This is a genomic window from Achromobacter spanius, assembly GCF_029637605.1.
In the GTDB taxonomy this organism is placed as follows: Bacteria; Pseudomonadota; Gammaproteobacteria; order Burkholderiales; family Burkholderiaceae_B; genus Achromobacter; species Achromobacter spanius_E.
Window position 1 is genome coordinate 795,632 of sequence record NZ_CP121261.1, and the last position, 13,798, is coordinate 809,429.

General features: G+C 60.8%; 10 protein-coding genes. 6 read left to right on the plus strand and 4 right to left on the minus strand.

Annotated elements, in window-relative coordinates; genetic code table 11:
• Positions 1-17 precede the first annotated feature (17 nt).
• Positions 18-245 (plus strand): hypothetical protein, encoded by a 228-nt coding sequence (locus tag P8T11_RS03640; RefSeq protein WP_268078238.1) that lies wholly within the window; start codon positions 18-20, stop codon positions 243-245.
• Between the two features lie 3 nt (positions 246-248).
• The gene (locus tag P8T11_RS03645; protein ID WP_268078237.1) at positions 249-1,697 is read left to right on the plus strand and encodes a mechanosensitive ion channel family protein; all 1,449 of its coding nucleotides are present in this window, start codon (positions 249-251) and stop codon (positions 1,695-1,697) included.
• Between the two features lie 41 nt (positions 1,698-1,738).
• Here P8T11_RS03645 and P8T11_RS03650 read toward each other — a convergent pair whose 3' ends face one another.
• The 4 genes from P8T11_RS03650 to P8T11_RS03665 all read right to left on the minus strand — a co-directional run bounded on the left by P8T11_RS03650 (position 1,739) and on the right by P8T11_RS03665 (position 8,534).
• Positions 1,739-4,411 carry a decarboxylase gene (locus tag P8T11_RS03650; RefSeq protein ID WP_268078236.1) on the minus strand — a complete coding sequence of 891 codons (2,673 nt, stop codon included), beginning with the start codon at positions 4,409-4,411 and terminating at the stop codon, positions 1,739-1,741.
• 157 nt (positions 4,412-4,568) lie between these two features.
• Positions 4,569-6,257, minus strand: a complete 1,689-nt coding sequence (gene aspT / locus P8T11_RS03655) for an aspartate-alanine antiporter (protein ID WP_268078235.1) — start codon at positions 6,255-6,257, stop codon at positions 4,569-4,571.
• A 531-nt stretch (positions 6,258-6,788) separates the two neighbouring features.
• Complete coding sequence (gene ppk2, locus P8T11_RS03660; protein ID WP_268078233.1) at positions 6,789-7,637, minus strand: polyphosphate kinase 2; 849 nt, start codon at positions 7,635-7,637, stop codon at positions 6,789-6,791.
• Positions 7,638-7,790: 153 nt separating this feature from the next.
• Positions 7,791-8,534, minus strand: a complete 744-nt coding sequence (locus tag P8T11_RS03665) for a helix-turn-helix domain-containing protein (RefSeq protein ID WP_268078232.1) — start codon at positions 8,532-8,534, stop codon at positions 7,791-7,793.
• A gap of 408 nt (positions 8,535-8,942) precedes the next feature.
• Between P8T11_RS03665 and P8T11_RS03670 the strand changes: the two genes are divergently transcribed.
• From P8T11_RS03670 to aspT (P8T11_RS03685), 4 genes are all read left to right on the plus strand, one after another.
• A complete protein-coding gene (locus P8T11_RS03670) occupies positions 8,943-9,443 on the plus strand; it encodes a DUF3302 domain-containing protein (protein WP_268078231.1) in 501 nt (166 codons plus the stop codon).
• Positions 9,444-9,455: 12 nt separating this feature from the next.
• Positions 9,456-10,598, plus strand: coding sequence for an HlyD family secretion protein (locus P8T11_RS03675; RefSeq protein WP_268078230.1), 1,143 nt, complete (start codon positions 9,456-9,458; stop codon positions 10,596-10,598).
• Between the two features lie 11 nt (positions 10,599-10,609).
• On the plus strand, positions 10,610-12,025 hold the full coding sequence (locus P8T11_RS03680) for a TolC family protein (protein WP_268078229.1): 1,416 nt from the start codon (positions 10,610-10,612) through the stop codon (positions 12,023-12,025).
• A gap of 67 nt (positions 12,026-12,092) precedes the next feature.
• Positions 12,093-13,784, plus strand: a complete 1,692-nt coding sequence (gene aspT / locus P8T11_RS03685; protein WP_268078227.1) for an aspartate-alanine antiporter — start codon at positions 12,093-12,095, stop codon at positions 13,782-13,784.
• Positions 13,785-13,798: the final 14 nt, after the last annotated feature.

Sequence of the window (13,798 nt, forward strand, 5' to 3'; positions counted from 1 at the left end):
CGGCAAGAGAGGACACCATGACTAGAACTATTCGAGTCTTCATCCTTGCCGCGCTGCTGTTGTTGATCATGACGGCCCCGCTTCGCGCGGCGACGGAGGCAGGCCGTCCGGAAGCGTCCTCTGCCCCTGAACTGACGCTTGAAACCGCCCCGGTCGAGATCGATGGCCAGGTGCTGTTCAAGGTGCGTGGGCTGTCGTCCTTTCCCGCCCAGAAGCGCGCCGAGGCCATCAGGGAAAGAATCTAGAGCGTGGCCGCACAGGCCTCGTTTCCCAGCGGCGACCTGCGGGCCGAGGTCGCTGAGAACGCCACGGTAATCAGGGCCGGCGGGAACGCCTTGATGATCGTGACCGACGCGGACGCGCAACTTGAACAGACCACGCGCGACAGTCTTGCGGCGCTGCACCTGTTGCGTATTCAACGCGCCATTGACGACTTCCGGCAGGCGCGCAAACCCGACGCGCTGCTCAAGGCAGGGCTGTACAGCGCCGGGGCCACCGTCTTGCTGGCGCTGGGCATTGCCATTCTGCTTGCCCTTAACCGCTGGCTGCACAAGGCGGTGTCCAGGCTGCTGAAGAGCCGAGTCCGTTCCGTCGACATCCAGTCGTTTGAAATCCTGCGCATGGATACCATCTGGAAGGCGATGCACGGCCTGGTGCTGGCGATAGGCGCCGTGACCATCGTCGTATCGGTGTATGTCTACCTGCAATACGTGCTGGCGCTGTTTCCCTGGACCCGCTCTATCTCGAATGACCTGTTCGATCTGGCCGCGGGCGCTGGCGAAAGGCTGGGTAAATCCCTGGCGTCCGTGATTCCGGACCTGGTCATTCTTGTCCTCATCTATTACCTGGCTCGGTTTATCTTGCGGCGGGTCAAGAACTTCTTCGAGGCTGTCGAGCAGAGGCGCGTGGCATTTACGCAGTTCGAGCCGGAATGGGCGCTTCCCACCTACAAGCTTGTCCGGGTATTGATCGTGGCATTCGCGTTCATCGTCGCGTATCCCTACATACCCGGCTCCGAGACCCCAGCCTTCAAAGGCATTTCCATCTTCATCGGCCTGGTGGTGTCGCTAGGTTCGTCAACCGCGATTTCGAATTTCATTGCCGGCTATCTGATGACCTATCGGCGGGTCTTCAAGGTGGGCGACCGCGTCAAGGTCAATGACGTGATCGGCGAGGTTGTTGCCGTGCGCCTGCAAGTGACCCATCTTCGGACGAACAAGAATGAAGAAATCACGATTCCGAATTCCCAGATTCTCAATAGCGACGTCACCAACTACAGTTCCCTGGCCAGCACCCAAGGCTTGATTCTGCATACCACGGTGGGTATCGGCTATGAAACCCCGTGGCGGCAGGTGGAAGCGATGTTGTGCGTGGCAGGGCGGCGAACGGCGGGCGTCCTCAGCGAGCCGGGGCCGTTCGTATTGCTGCCCAAGCTGGGCGACTTTGCGGTGACCTACGAGCTGAACGTGTACATCCGCGACACGCAGAGAATCGCCAAGACCTATGCCGAACTGCACCGCCACATCCTGGACGTCTTCAACGAATACGGCGTGCAGATCATGACCCCGGCCTACGAAGGCGACCCCGACCAACCGAAGGTGGTGACGCCGGAGCGGTGGCACACGGCCCCGGCGACTGCCGCGACGGCCTCGCCACCTGTGATTCCAGCGGCTTCCAACACCAGCGCCGAGCGTTGATCGCACGAATCCCATGCACCCGGCGTTCGCGCTTACGACCGTTATTTGCCGCCCGCCGGTCGTGGCTTGATGGCCGCGGGCTTGATCAGCTTGATGCCCCGTGCGGCGTTATAGCCGTGGATCTCCTTCACATCCAGCTTGCGCATGAACTCGATGGTGTCGGCCTCGATGATCTGGCCGGGCACCATGATGGGAAAGCCGGGGGGATACGGAATCACGAAGTTCGCCGACACCAGCTCGGGGCCGTTGGACAGGCGGTCATCCAGTGCGGCAGCCGACAGCGGGATGTACTCGCATTCGTCTTCGTTATAGGCCGCGAAGAACGCGGTGCGTATGTCGCCCTCGGACGTGGCGCTGGCGGAATTGTCGCGGTATCCGTCGTGAAAGCGGCTGAAGTTGGGCAAGCTGGGAACGTCTTCCATCAGGCCACGCACTTTCGCGGCGAACGCGGCTTGCTCGGCTTCACCGCCTTCCTTCAACCTGGCTTCAATCGACCCGGATATTTCAAGCAGCACCTTGATCAGCGCCGCGACGTCGCTGCGCGTGTTGTTGATATTGCTTTGCAACAGCACGCTGTTGCGCGAGGTCTTGTTCAACTGGATGTTGTATTTGGACGCCAACAGGTTCTTGAAGGCGGTGCCGTCGTATCCCGCCGTGCCGCACACCAACGTCATACGCGTCGGATCCAGGCAGAACTCATCATTCTTCAGGGCTTGCACCGCCGTCAGCCAGTTCATGCCGGGCGCCAGGTAATCCGAGAACCCTGAAGGGCGAAACTCGTCCGGAATCATCTTGCTGACGCCCAGCACGCTGAAGTACTTCGAGATGATCGGGTGCTTGGCGATTTCACGCCGAATGGCCAGCGCAACCTCGATGGCGCGCATGACCAGCTCGTATCCCTCAAGCTCCATTTGCCGGCGCGCCACATCCAGCGACGCGATGATCTGCGCATTGGGCGATGTGGACGCATGAATGAACACGGCCTCGTGAAACGCCGAAATGTGGTGCTCGTAGTCTTCGTCGCGCACGGCCACCAGCGAGCCCTGGCGCAGGCTGGACATGGATTTGTGCACGGAATCGGTCTCGTACACGCGTACCCGCATGGTCTTGGGGTTTGGCACCAACTGTCGGTCCAGCAAACTTGCGTCCTTCGGGTCCAGATCTTCTCCCAGTTCCTCGGCCTGCTCGTCCCAGGCTTGCTGGGCGGCAGGATCATCGCGCCACTGCTCCAGGGCAGCAGCCGCGCCCATGCCGGTGCGCGGGCGCAGGAACGGCGACCACCGCGCAAAGCCGAACCACGCTTCATCCCAAAGAAAGATCAGGTCTGGCTTGATGGCCAGGCATTCCATCATCACCTGACGGGTGTTGTAGATGTGGCCGTCAAACGTGCAATTGGTCAGCGTCACCATGACCACCTTGTCCAGCCTTCCTTCGGCCTTCAAGTCCAGCAACGCCTGTTTGATGGTGCGCAGCGGCACCGCGCCGTACATCGAGTATTCGGTCATGGGATAGGCTTCCACATACAGGGGCTGCGCCCCGGACAGCACCATTCCATAGTGATGGGACTTGTGGCAGTTGCGGTCGACGATGACGATGTCGCCCGGCTTGGTCACCGCCTGATAGACCATCTTGTTCGAGGTGGACGTGCCATTGGTGACGAAGTAGACATGGTCCGCGCCCACCGCGCGCGCGAACTTCTCTTGGGCGATCTTGATGTTGCCCGTGGGCTCCAGCATGCTGTCCAGCCCGCCGGTTGTGGCGGAGGTCTCGGCCAGGAACAGGTTCAAGCCGTAGAACTCGCCAAAGTCCCTTACCCAATTCGACTTGATGATGGACTTTCCGCGTGCAATGGGTAGCGCGTGGAAGGTGCTGATCGGCCGTAGTGCATAGTGCTTCAGGTTGTCGAAGTACGGCGTCGTCTGACGCTCGCGCACGCCTTCCAGAACGCTCAGATGCACCTCGATGGGTTCCTCGGCCTCGTAGAACAGGCGGCGAATCGACGAGGCCGCGGGGTCGCCCGCAAGCTGTTCGACCTTGCGGTCCGTCAGCATGTAGATATCCAGTTCCGGCCTGATGTTGGCGATGATGCGCGCCAGCCTGACGCCCATCCCGGCCGGCGCCTTGGAGGTATCCAGGTGCCGGTAGATGTCCAGGAAGTGTTTCAGCAATGGCACGTCATGCGCCGACGCCATGGAAATGCCGTCATAGATGACGACGGCCTCGATTTTTCCGTTCAGTATCGTGGCCAGGATGGCATCTTCGAAACTGCCTACCAGCACCGGCTCATACACCAGGCCGTCGTCAGCGCGTCGCAAGTGACGCAGTTCCTGGCATATCGCCGCCGAGCGCGAGGCCGACATCGGCGACACCAGCAGCACTTCAAAATAGGGCGGCCGCGCGGCTTGCCCGCCCAAGCCGGGCAGCAGGTGCTCCTGCGCGTCGGACGAGTCATCCGTTGCCTGCCATTCACTGTCTTGGTAGCGGTAGCTGCCCGACAGCATGGCGTTGCTCATGCGTAGGATCAGCCGCGCCGTGCCCATCGCGTCGTGCTCCGCTAGCCGTTCTTCCAACGCGCGCAACAGATGCGTGCCCGGATACGCGAAGTAGCTTTCCATGGGCAGCAAATCGTTCAGCGCTTCTTGCACGGCGGCGGCGCCAGCGTGGCCTTTGCCGCCGCGCGCTTCGCCCGCCCAGGATTGCGCCTTCGCATTCATATCGCGCCACCTGTCCAAACGCGCAGCGGAGTTTGAGAACAGGTGGTCCAAGTGGTGACTGTCGTCCGCGTTGCTCGTCATGGCATTTCCCTTTGGTGGCTATCCCACACGCTTGCCGCGCAGGCGCAACAGGGGCGGCGGGGGTGGTTGTCGTTTTCTAAGAAAGAATGATGATGATCACCATGCCCCAGATCGTCAGCAGCGTGTTTCCAACCGCGTAGGTGACGGTGTAGCCCAGCCCCGGAACCTGGCTCTTGGCGGCATCGCACACCATGCCTAGCGCGGCGGTGGTGGTGCGCGAGCCCGCGCAAATCCCCAGGATCAAGGCGGGGTCAAAGCGGAACACGTACTTGGCCAGCAACATGCCGCCTATCAACGGCACGGCCGTTGCAAAGATTCCCCACAGGAACAGGCTGATGCCAAGCTTTTGAAGCCCGGCCACGAAGCCTGGGCCGGCGGATATGCCCACCACCGCGATGAACACGTTTAAACCCACCGAATTCATGAACCACAAGGTCGGCTCGGGGATGCGCCCGAAGGTGGGATGAATCGCCCGGAACCAGCCGAACACAATGCCGGCGATCAGGGCACCGCCCGCCGTGGAAAGCGTGATGGGAATGCCGCTGACATTGATCACAATGGCGCCGATCAGCGCACCCAGCGTGATCGCCAGTGACATGAACGCGACGTCCGTCACGGTGGTCGGCCGGTCCACATAGCCCAGTTGCTTGGCGGTGGCATTGATGTCCTGGGTGCGCCCGACGACCGTGATGACGTCGCCGCGAAACAGCTGGGTCTTGGGCAGCACGGGAATGGGGGTTTCAGTCGGGCCGCGCCGAATCCGTTTCAGGAACACGCCACGGGCGCCCGGCCACTTGGCCAGTTCTTCGAGTGGCTTGCCGTCCACTTTCTTGTTTGAAACGTAGATGTCCACGCCCTCGGTCTTGATGTCCAGAAGCTCGGCATCTTCGACTTCGCGGCCGGCGGGTCCAAGCCGCTCGATCAACTGATTGCGTTTGCCGCCGATGGCGACGATGTCGCCCGCTTCGATCATCGTGGTCAGATCCACCTCGATGACGGCGCCACCCCGGCGTATGCGTTCCACGAATGCGCGATATCCCGTCTGCGTCCCAGCTTCGATCTCGCCAATGGTCTTGCCGATGAAAGGGCTTTCCGGCGCCACTGAGTAGGCCCGTACCTCGAATTCGTACCACTGAGTGGCGTCAGCCGCGCCGCCGCCTGCACCAAGCTTCTGTTCATAGGCTTTGCAGGCCGCCACCAGGTCGATGCCCAGCAGCTTTGGTCCGATCTGCGCCAGTATGATCGCCGAGCCCACCGTGCCAAAAATGTAAGTCACGGCATACGCGATGGGCATGGCGTCCAGCAAGGCCTGCGTTTCCTCGGGGGTTTGCCCCAGACGGTTGATCGCGTCTGTCGCCAAGCCCATCGACGCCGAAATGGTCTGCGAGCCGGCGAATAGCCCCGCGGCCGAACCCAGGTCATAGCCCGCAAGGATCGCCGCAATAGCAGCCGCCCCTAGAGACAGCAGCGCCATCAACACGGCAAAGATCGCTTGAGGCAAGCCGTCCTTGGCAATGCCCCGCACGAACTGGGGACCGACGCCGTATCCGACGGCAAACAGGAACATCAGGAAAAAGACCGACTTCACATTGGGTGAAATCTTCACGCCCAGAATGCCGATACCAATCGCCACCAGCAGGGTGGCGGTGACGGCGCCAAGGCTGAATCCCTTGAAGCTCTTGCCCCCGATCCAGTAGCCGATCCCCAACGCCAGGAAAATGGCGATCTCTGGATAGGCTTTCAAGGTTGCAACAAACCAGGTCATGTCCTTCTCCTTTGTGGATATCCGTAATCGGTGACGAAGAAGCATGCGAAGTGCGGGGCACGCCGAGGACGGCCGTGTTGAGCACACTATGGATCACGCCGGCATGGCTTTTCGCATTGACTCAGCATCGATGTTGATCCTCGTCAACTATTTGCTTCACCAGACCGGATGGGTCACGCAACGATTCGGCCGGGCTCAATAAAATGCAGATAAGCCGTCAGGGATAGGCACGCGATGCCTGGGAGCCAGATGCCATGACCACAATGAAGACAATCCCGCCCAGTGAATACGTCAAGCTTCTAAACAGCTTGAATGGGAAGGCAAACCCGGGCTGTAACGGGCAGTTGGTTACCTATACGGTCAGCGGGCTGAACCTGGACCAGCGTACGCACCTCAACATTCCTCGCGACGCATGGTCTGCGTCGGCGTCTTCAATGCTTAAGCTTCGGCGCCGAGGAATATTCTGTTTTCCTATCCTGGCGCCGCTTGACGAGCCCCGCCCATCTCGGCCATATCGCCGGCCCGCTCTGGCTAGAACTTCTGTGGAACTTGCCTGATCGTGTGGGTAGGCTCGCGGTAGCCTTGCGGCTTTTGCCGCTTGGGTAACGTGATTTTTTCCCTGGGCAGCGCCTTATACGGAATGCTCTGCAGGATGTGGCTGATGATGTTCAAGCGCACCCGCTTCTTGTTATTGGAATCCGCAATAAACCAGGGCGCCAAACCCGTATCCGTGGCCGCGAACATGTCGTCGCGCGCACGGGAATAGTCATACCAGTGGCTGTAAGAATCCAGATCCAGTTTGGATAGCTTCCAGATCTTGCGCTCGTCGTGGATGCGCGCTTGGAGCCGGCGCGTTTGTTCTTCTTCGCTGACTTCCAGCCAGTACTTGAGCAGGATGATTCCAGATTCAGTGAGGGCGCGCTCCACCAGCGGCACCGCCTTCAAGAAGCCCTTGGCCTCTTCCTTGGTACAAAAGCCCAGCACCCGTTCCACCCCGGCGCGGTTGTACCAGCTACGGTCAAAAATCACGATTTCGCCGGCGGCGGGCAAGAGGGGAAGGTACCGTTGCATATACATCTGGGTCTTCTCGCGATCCGTGGGTGCGGGCAGCGCGATGACACGGAAGACGCGCGGGCTGACGCGGGCTGTGATGGCCTTGATCGTGCCTCCTTTGCCAGCGCCATCGCGTCCTTCAAAAATAATGCACACCTTGGCGCCCGTGTGGACGACCCATTGTTGAAGCTTGACCAGTTCAACGTGTAGCTGCGCCAATTCTTCTTCGTATCGTTTGCCCGATAACGCAGGCTTTTCAGGCGTGCCGTCGTCCTCCGCATCCTGCTTCTTAGTCGTGTTCTTTTCAGCCATCTTCTTCTTAGCCATGATTTCACTCCTCAACCCGTTGTGCGAGTCCAATGGGAAGCATCAATGTGACCAGTGCAGGCGTCCGGCGTTGATTGTGAACGCAGTTAAAGCCTTACGTCCATGATGATTCCGGCGAAAAGCTGTAAGGAACGAAATCGGGCGTGCCCGGCGTTATTGCTGATGCAGCCGGTGCCGCGTTTGTGAGGGCGTTTCCAGGAACAATCTGCGGTAATGGGCCGCCGCATAGGTGGAATACGCATACCCATGCTGAAGAAAACAATCCGCCACCGTCATGCGCGGGTCACGGTTTTTAGCAAGATCCAGATAAACGTCATGCAGCTTGCGCAGGCACAGATAATGCCCCGGGCCCATGCCGAAACACGCCAGGAAAAAGTCTCGCAAGCTGCGCTCGCTGATTCTCAAGGCTTTGCACAGATCGTTGACATGCGCGGTGGCGTTTTGCTCACGAAAAACCGTCAAAGCGGATTCGCAGAGCTTGGACGTGGATATCGAGGGGCGTCCCCGGCACCTTTCAACCGGGGTGCGGGAAGCGATCAGGTCAAACAAACGCTGCTCGATCAGACGGCGGCCAATTTCCGGCGGGCATGACGGCGCCATGGACGTGATGGCGGCATCACGCAAGGCCGCTACCTGCAAATAGTCGGTATGCAGCGTGCTTTCCGCGTCGGCCCAGCGCCGCAGTGTCTGGGCCGTAAAGCCGCTGCCCAAAAACAAGTCCGAACCGAGCGGCAGGGCAATCATGATCCACTCATTGGGCCCCGCCGACCGAAAGGCGTAGCCCCTGGACGGCGCCAAAATGCCGACGGCATCCTCAGAAAAAGGCAGGCCGTTCAGCCATGTTGGACTTAAAGACGGTTGCGACAACAGCAGTGTCAGATGCGTGGGGCGGCCCATCGCTTCGCATAAGTTTGGCGCCGCCGCCACGCCACGTTGAACGCCGATTCCACTCACATCAATATGGCCGATACGCCATTCCTTACCGCCAGGCCCCAGCAGGAATACCCTGGCGTGCGCCGCCAGGATCGCTTGCGCATACGAATCAAACGACTCGAAATGATGAAGATTCATATCTTCCTCTGGGCGCTGTAACTAACGGCATTTTGCCGAAATTAGCATGGACATTGCGAGCAGTCAGTAGCAACAATGCAATTCAAGTTCGCGCGATATTCGGGGCCGTCAATGCCGATTATGAAAGGGTACGACGGTAATTATCCCGCGCGGACCTTGCATGAGCATCCTGATAAAAAGACTATCCCGGTGGCAAGCTGAATGCATCATTTCCATTGGGGAAAGGGGCGCTAAATGTTTCTTCCCACATTGCGGTCCAGACTCGTCGCTGCCTTGGCCATCGCGACGACACTCATTCCCATGACGGCACACGCCGTATCCGCGCATCTGGAAGACTCGATTGCCGATGTGCTCGTCTGGGTTGTGCTGGTGATGGTCCCGATACTGGCCATCTGGATATTCTGGAAACTCCACGTCCTGCCGGAAGTCATTGCCGAGAAACGGCATCATCCCCAAGCCGATGCCATCAAGGCGCTGTGCCTGATGTCGCTGGTGTTTGGCGGAATGCTGTGGCCCTTTGCCTGGCTGTGGGCATACACGAAGCCGGTGGGGTACCGGCTGGCGTACGGCCGGGACAAGCACGATCACTATTACCAGGAGATAAGCGCCGAGGAAGACAAAGCGGCGACCGAGCGCAAGCCAGGAAGCGGCAACAGTCCACAACCGGAAGCACGACAGGAAGCACGACAGGAAGCACGACAGGAAGCACGACCCGGTCCCGAAACTGCTAGTTGACGAGGGGTTGCAATGCTTGAGCTCATTGCCGGCGTATATGGGCTGTTGGTTTGGCTTGTCTTTATCAAGCTGAAGCTGCTCCCGTGGAACATCCAATCGCAGGTTGGCGTGGTCGCCGTGGGTGTGGCCGGCTTGGTGGCGCTTGTGCTGACGATCAATGTCGTCACGCCCTCGTCGAGCGAGGTGCGGGTGGTTAACTATGTGGTCGAAATCGTGCCCAGGGTGACGGGGCGCGTGGTGGAAATTCCCGTGGAAGGCAATCGGCTGATCAAAAAAGGCGACGTACTGCTGCGCCTGGACGCCGAGCCTTATCAACTGAAGGTCAGGCAGCTTGAAGCCAAGCTTATCGATGCGCAAGCGAACCAGCAGTCCCTGGACCGCGACCTGTCGGCGGCGCAATCGATGACGGCAGCCGCCCTGGCGCAAGTGGAATTGACCCGTATGCGTTTGCGCCAAAGCACCGCCTTGGCCGCGCGCGGGGCGGGCAGCCAATACGACGTGCAAAGCTTCCAAAGTGAATTGAAGGTACGGATCGCCAACTGGGAAGCGGCGCGCGAAGCGGAACAAAAGGTCCGGCTGAACGTATCAGCCATTGTGGATGGCGACCAGGTTGCGGTGGCCCAGGTCAAGGCCGAGCTCGATACCGCCAAATGGGAACTGGCGCAGACCACGCTCTACGCACCCGCGGATGGGTATGCCATCAACTTACAGGCGCGCGTGGGTTCCTACGCCGCCGCGATACCGTTGCGTCCCATCATGTCGTTCGTCGAGACCACGCAGCAGGTGATCGCCTTCTTCGATCAGAACCAACTCACGAAAGTAAAGCCCGGCAACGAGGTCGAGGTGTCGCTACGCACTGTCCCCGGCCACATCTTCAAGGGCAAGGTGGATTCGATTGTCTGGGCCACTTCCCAGGGCCAGTTCCAGGCATCCGGCGTGCTGCCCGGTACGACTTCCGAAGGCGGCCACGCGGCCGCGCCCATGCAGTTTGCCGTGCGCATCGACCTTGAAACGCCGCAGGACATGGCGCTGGCAATGGGCGCGCGCGGCCGGGCCGCCATCTACACAGACAGTCTGGGGATGCTGCATATGGTGCGCAAGGTTGTCGTCCGCGTCTCCGCGAAGCTGGATTACCTGGTCCTTAAGCTTCATTGACGGGGGCCTCCATGCCAGCGCGCCGCCCGATCGCCCCAGGTCTTCTTGCAATGGTGTGCTGCGCCACGGTCTTCATGGTGGGCTGCGCCAACCTGGACCGCCCAGAGGACACCGCCTTGTACGAGCAAGCGATGTCCGGCACGCACGTGCCCGACCAATGGACCGCCAGCACGGCGGCTGCCGCGTTCTCGCCGCAATGGGCCGGCTTTGCGAATGGCGGCACGCTGACGGCGCTGATCAATGAGGCGCTGGCCAACAACATTGATCTGCGCGTGGCGGCCAGCCGGATGCAACAAGCTGCGTACCAAGCCAGGTTGGCCGGCGCGGACCTCTTGCCCACGGTCGGCGTCGGCGCGCGGAGCGCAACAGACCCGACACCGGGCAGCGCGTTTTCGGCCAATGGCTACGCCATCCTGTTGAACTGGGAAATCGATTTGTGGGGCAGGGCGCGTGCGCAGAAACTATCAGGCGAAGCCGGATACCGTTCCGCTGAAGCGGACTACGCCTATGCCCGCCAGTCCATCGGCGCCTTGACCGCCCGCAGCTGGCTTGCGGCCTTGGAAGCCAGCGGTCAACTGTCGCTGGCGCAGCAAATTGAAGGCGCCACCGACGAGCAACTCAAGCTGGTGCAGTACCGCCGCCGCATCGGCAAGGTCAGCGACATGGACGTGGCGTATTGGTCGGAGCAGGTGGCGGCGGCGGCGGACGTGGTGGCCCAGCGCGAGCAGGCGCGCGTCCAGGCCTTGCGGGCATTGGAGCTGATATTGGGGCGCTACCCCGCGGGCGTCGTGCAAGCCAAGGAGACCATTCCCGATGCGCCAGCGCTGTTGCCTCCCGGCCTGCCGTTGGACCTGTTGGACCGCAGGCCCGACCTGGTCGCCGCGCGCGAGCGGCTGGTGGCGGCGTACTTTGGCGCCGAGGAAGCAAAGGCCGCGCGCTTGCCCGCCATTTCGATATTTGCCGGGGCCGGCCGCTTCACGAAAGACTATTCCGGCCTGGCCACCAGCATGCAAAGCTGGGTGTTCCCGGTGGGCGCGTCGCTGGCCTGGCCCTTGTTCGACGCGGGCGCGCGCCAGATCACGCTGGAACTGCGCACCGAGCAGCAACGCGAAGCCTTGGCGCTATACGCCCGCGCGATCCTGACGGCGATGGCGGAAGTGGAAAACGGCCTGACGGGCGAGCAGCAATTGGCGCAGCGCGAAAGATCGATACAGCGCCAGTTTTCCGAAAGCCTTCGCGCGTTGGAGCTGGCGCGGGTGCAGCGGCAGATCGGCCAATTCGATGATTTTGATGTGTTGCAGCGCAAGCGCGATCTGTTGCGGGTGCAGAGCGACCTGATGCACATCCGCGCGCAACGCCTGGTGCAGCGCGTGAACCTGCATCTTGCATTGGGCGGGCATTTTGTTGTGGAGGCTTCCCCGGAATAGAGCGCCAGCGGAAGCGGTTACGGGACATTCCAGAAGGTAGAACGTCGTCTTTCTAGGGGCGAACGCCATGGACTACTTTAGCAACTTGCTGCAGCGCTATCCCGAGCTAGCTGTGTTCCTGGCAATCGGGCTGGGCTATTGGGTGGGTGGATTCAAGTTTCGCGGAGTGGGCTTCGGGCCGGTAACCGGGTCATTGCTGGCGGGCCTGTTGATTGGCTACTTCGTCCGCGTGCCGGTATCCGATACCGCCAAGCAGGTGCTGTTCCTGCTGTTCATGTTTGGCATCGGCTATTCGGTGGGGCCGAGCTTCTTTCGTGGCATGAAGGATGGCGGTTGGCGATGGGCGGTGCTGGGCGTGGTCGTGCCGGTCGCGGGCTTGCTTACCGCCTGGGGCTTGGCGGCCCTGCTCAAGCTTGAACTCGGGTATGCCGTGGGCCTGATATCCGGCGGTCTGACCGAGTCGCCAGTGATTGGAACGGGCAGCGAAGCCATTCGGCACCTGCCCATCAGCGTCGAAGAGCAAGACCGGCTGATCGGCCAGATCGCCGTGGCGGATGCGCTGTGCTACATCTTCGGCACGTTCGGCGTCATCTGGTTCTGCTCAAGCCTGGGGCCCAAACTGTTGGGCCTGGACCTGAAAGCCGAAGGCGCCCGGCTTGAAAAAGTGTACGGAATTCAGCGGCAGAAAGCTGGCGTGACCTCTGCCTGGCGCAGATTCGAATTGCGGGCGTATCGCATCCAGGCCGATGGCCCCGCGGTGGGCCAATCCGTGGCCTGGGTCGAATCCCTGTACGCTCCCGAACGCATCTTTGTTGAGCGCATCCGGCGCGATGGCGCAATATTCTTGCCCACCCCCGCGACAGCCCTGCTGGCAGGGGATGTATGCGCCGTTTCCGGCAAAAGCGAGGTGATACTCAAGCTTCTGGACGCCAACGCGGTCGCGGAAGCCGACCGAGAGCTGCTCGACATTCCCAGCGCGATGTTCGACGTGGTGTTTTCCAACGCAGATTTCGTCGGAAAGACGGTGGCTCAAATCGCCGAGCAAGCCGAGGAAGTGCGCGGCGTGTTCCTGCGCCATATCCGGCGGGCGGGGCAAGAAATACCAATCGGCCCGGGTACGGTGCTTCTGCGTGGCGACGTGTTGAACATCGTGGGGCTTGAGCCAGCGGTTGAGCGGGTGGCCGCCCGTGTCGGCAGCGTGGTTCGCGAATCGGATTCCACGGATTTTGTTGCGCTGGGGTTTGGCATCTTCGTCGGCGCGGTGGTGGGGATATCGCTGGTGTTCCCCATTGGCAGCATGCATATCGCCCTGGGCAGCAGTGTCAGCACATTGATCCTGGGCTTGTTGGTGGGTTGGCGGAATTCGGCCAAGCCACTGTTTGGCCGCATATCGCATGGCGCGCTTGAGTTCATGAAGTCGATCGGGCTGGCGGGGTTCGTCGCCATGATCGGGCTGAAGGCTGGCCCGCTTTTTGTGGCTGCCCTGCAAGAAGTGGGGCTGACGATATTCCTGGCGGGGATTGTCGTGACGATGGTTCCGCTATTCGTTGGTTTGCTGGTGGGCCGATATGTACTGCGTCTTGAACCGCTGCTATTGCTGGGCGCCCTGGCCGGGGTGCAGACCATGACGGCTGGCCTTGCCGCGGTACAGGAAAAATCAGAGAGCCCCATTGCTGTCATTGGGTATTCCGGCACCGTTGCGTTCGGGCATATCCTGATTACGACGTGGGGAACGGTAATCGTCTGGCTGATGTACTGACGGCAAGCCACTTC

Bases quoted from the DNA above. Each gene is read 5' to 3' on its own strand.
- ppk2 (WP_268078233.1), bottom strand. From the start codon at position 7,637: ATGGCTAAGAAGAAGATGGCTGAAAAGAACACGACTAAGAAGCAGGAT.
- P8T11_RS03670 (WP_268078231.1), top strand. From the start codon at position 8,943: ATGTTTCTTCCCACATTGCGGTCCAGACTCGTCGCTGCCTTGGCCATC.
- P8T11_RS03680 (WP_268078229.1), top strand. From the start codon at position 10,610: ATGCCAGCGCGCCGCCCGATCGCCCCAGGTCTTCTTGCAATGGTGTGC.
- aspT (WP_268078227.1), top strand. From the start codon at position 12,093: ATGGACTACTTTAGCAACTTGCTGCAGCGCTATCCCGAGCTAGCTGTG.
- aspT (WP_268078235.1), bottom strand. From the start codon at position 6,257: ATGACCTGGTTTGTTGCAACCTTGAAAGCCTATCCAGAGATCGCCATT.
- P8T11_RS03665 (WP_268078232.1), bottom strand. From the start codon at position 8,534: ATGGGCCGCCCCACGCATCTGACACTGCTGTTGTCGCAACCGTCTTTA.
- P8T11_RS03650 (WP_268078236.1), bottom strand. From the start codon at position 4,411: ATGAATGCGAAGGCGCAATCCTGGGCGGGCGAAGCGCGCGGCGGCAAA.
- P8T11_RS03640 (WP_268078238.1), top strand. From the start codon at position 18: ATGACTAGAACTATTCGAGTCTTCATCCTTGCCGCGCTGCTGTTGTTG.
- P8T11_RS03675 (WP_268078230.1), top strand. From the start codon at position 9,456: ATGCTTGAGCTCATTGCCGGCGTATATGGGCTGTTGGTTTGGCTTGTC.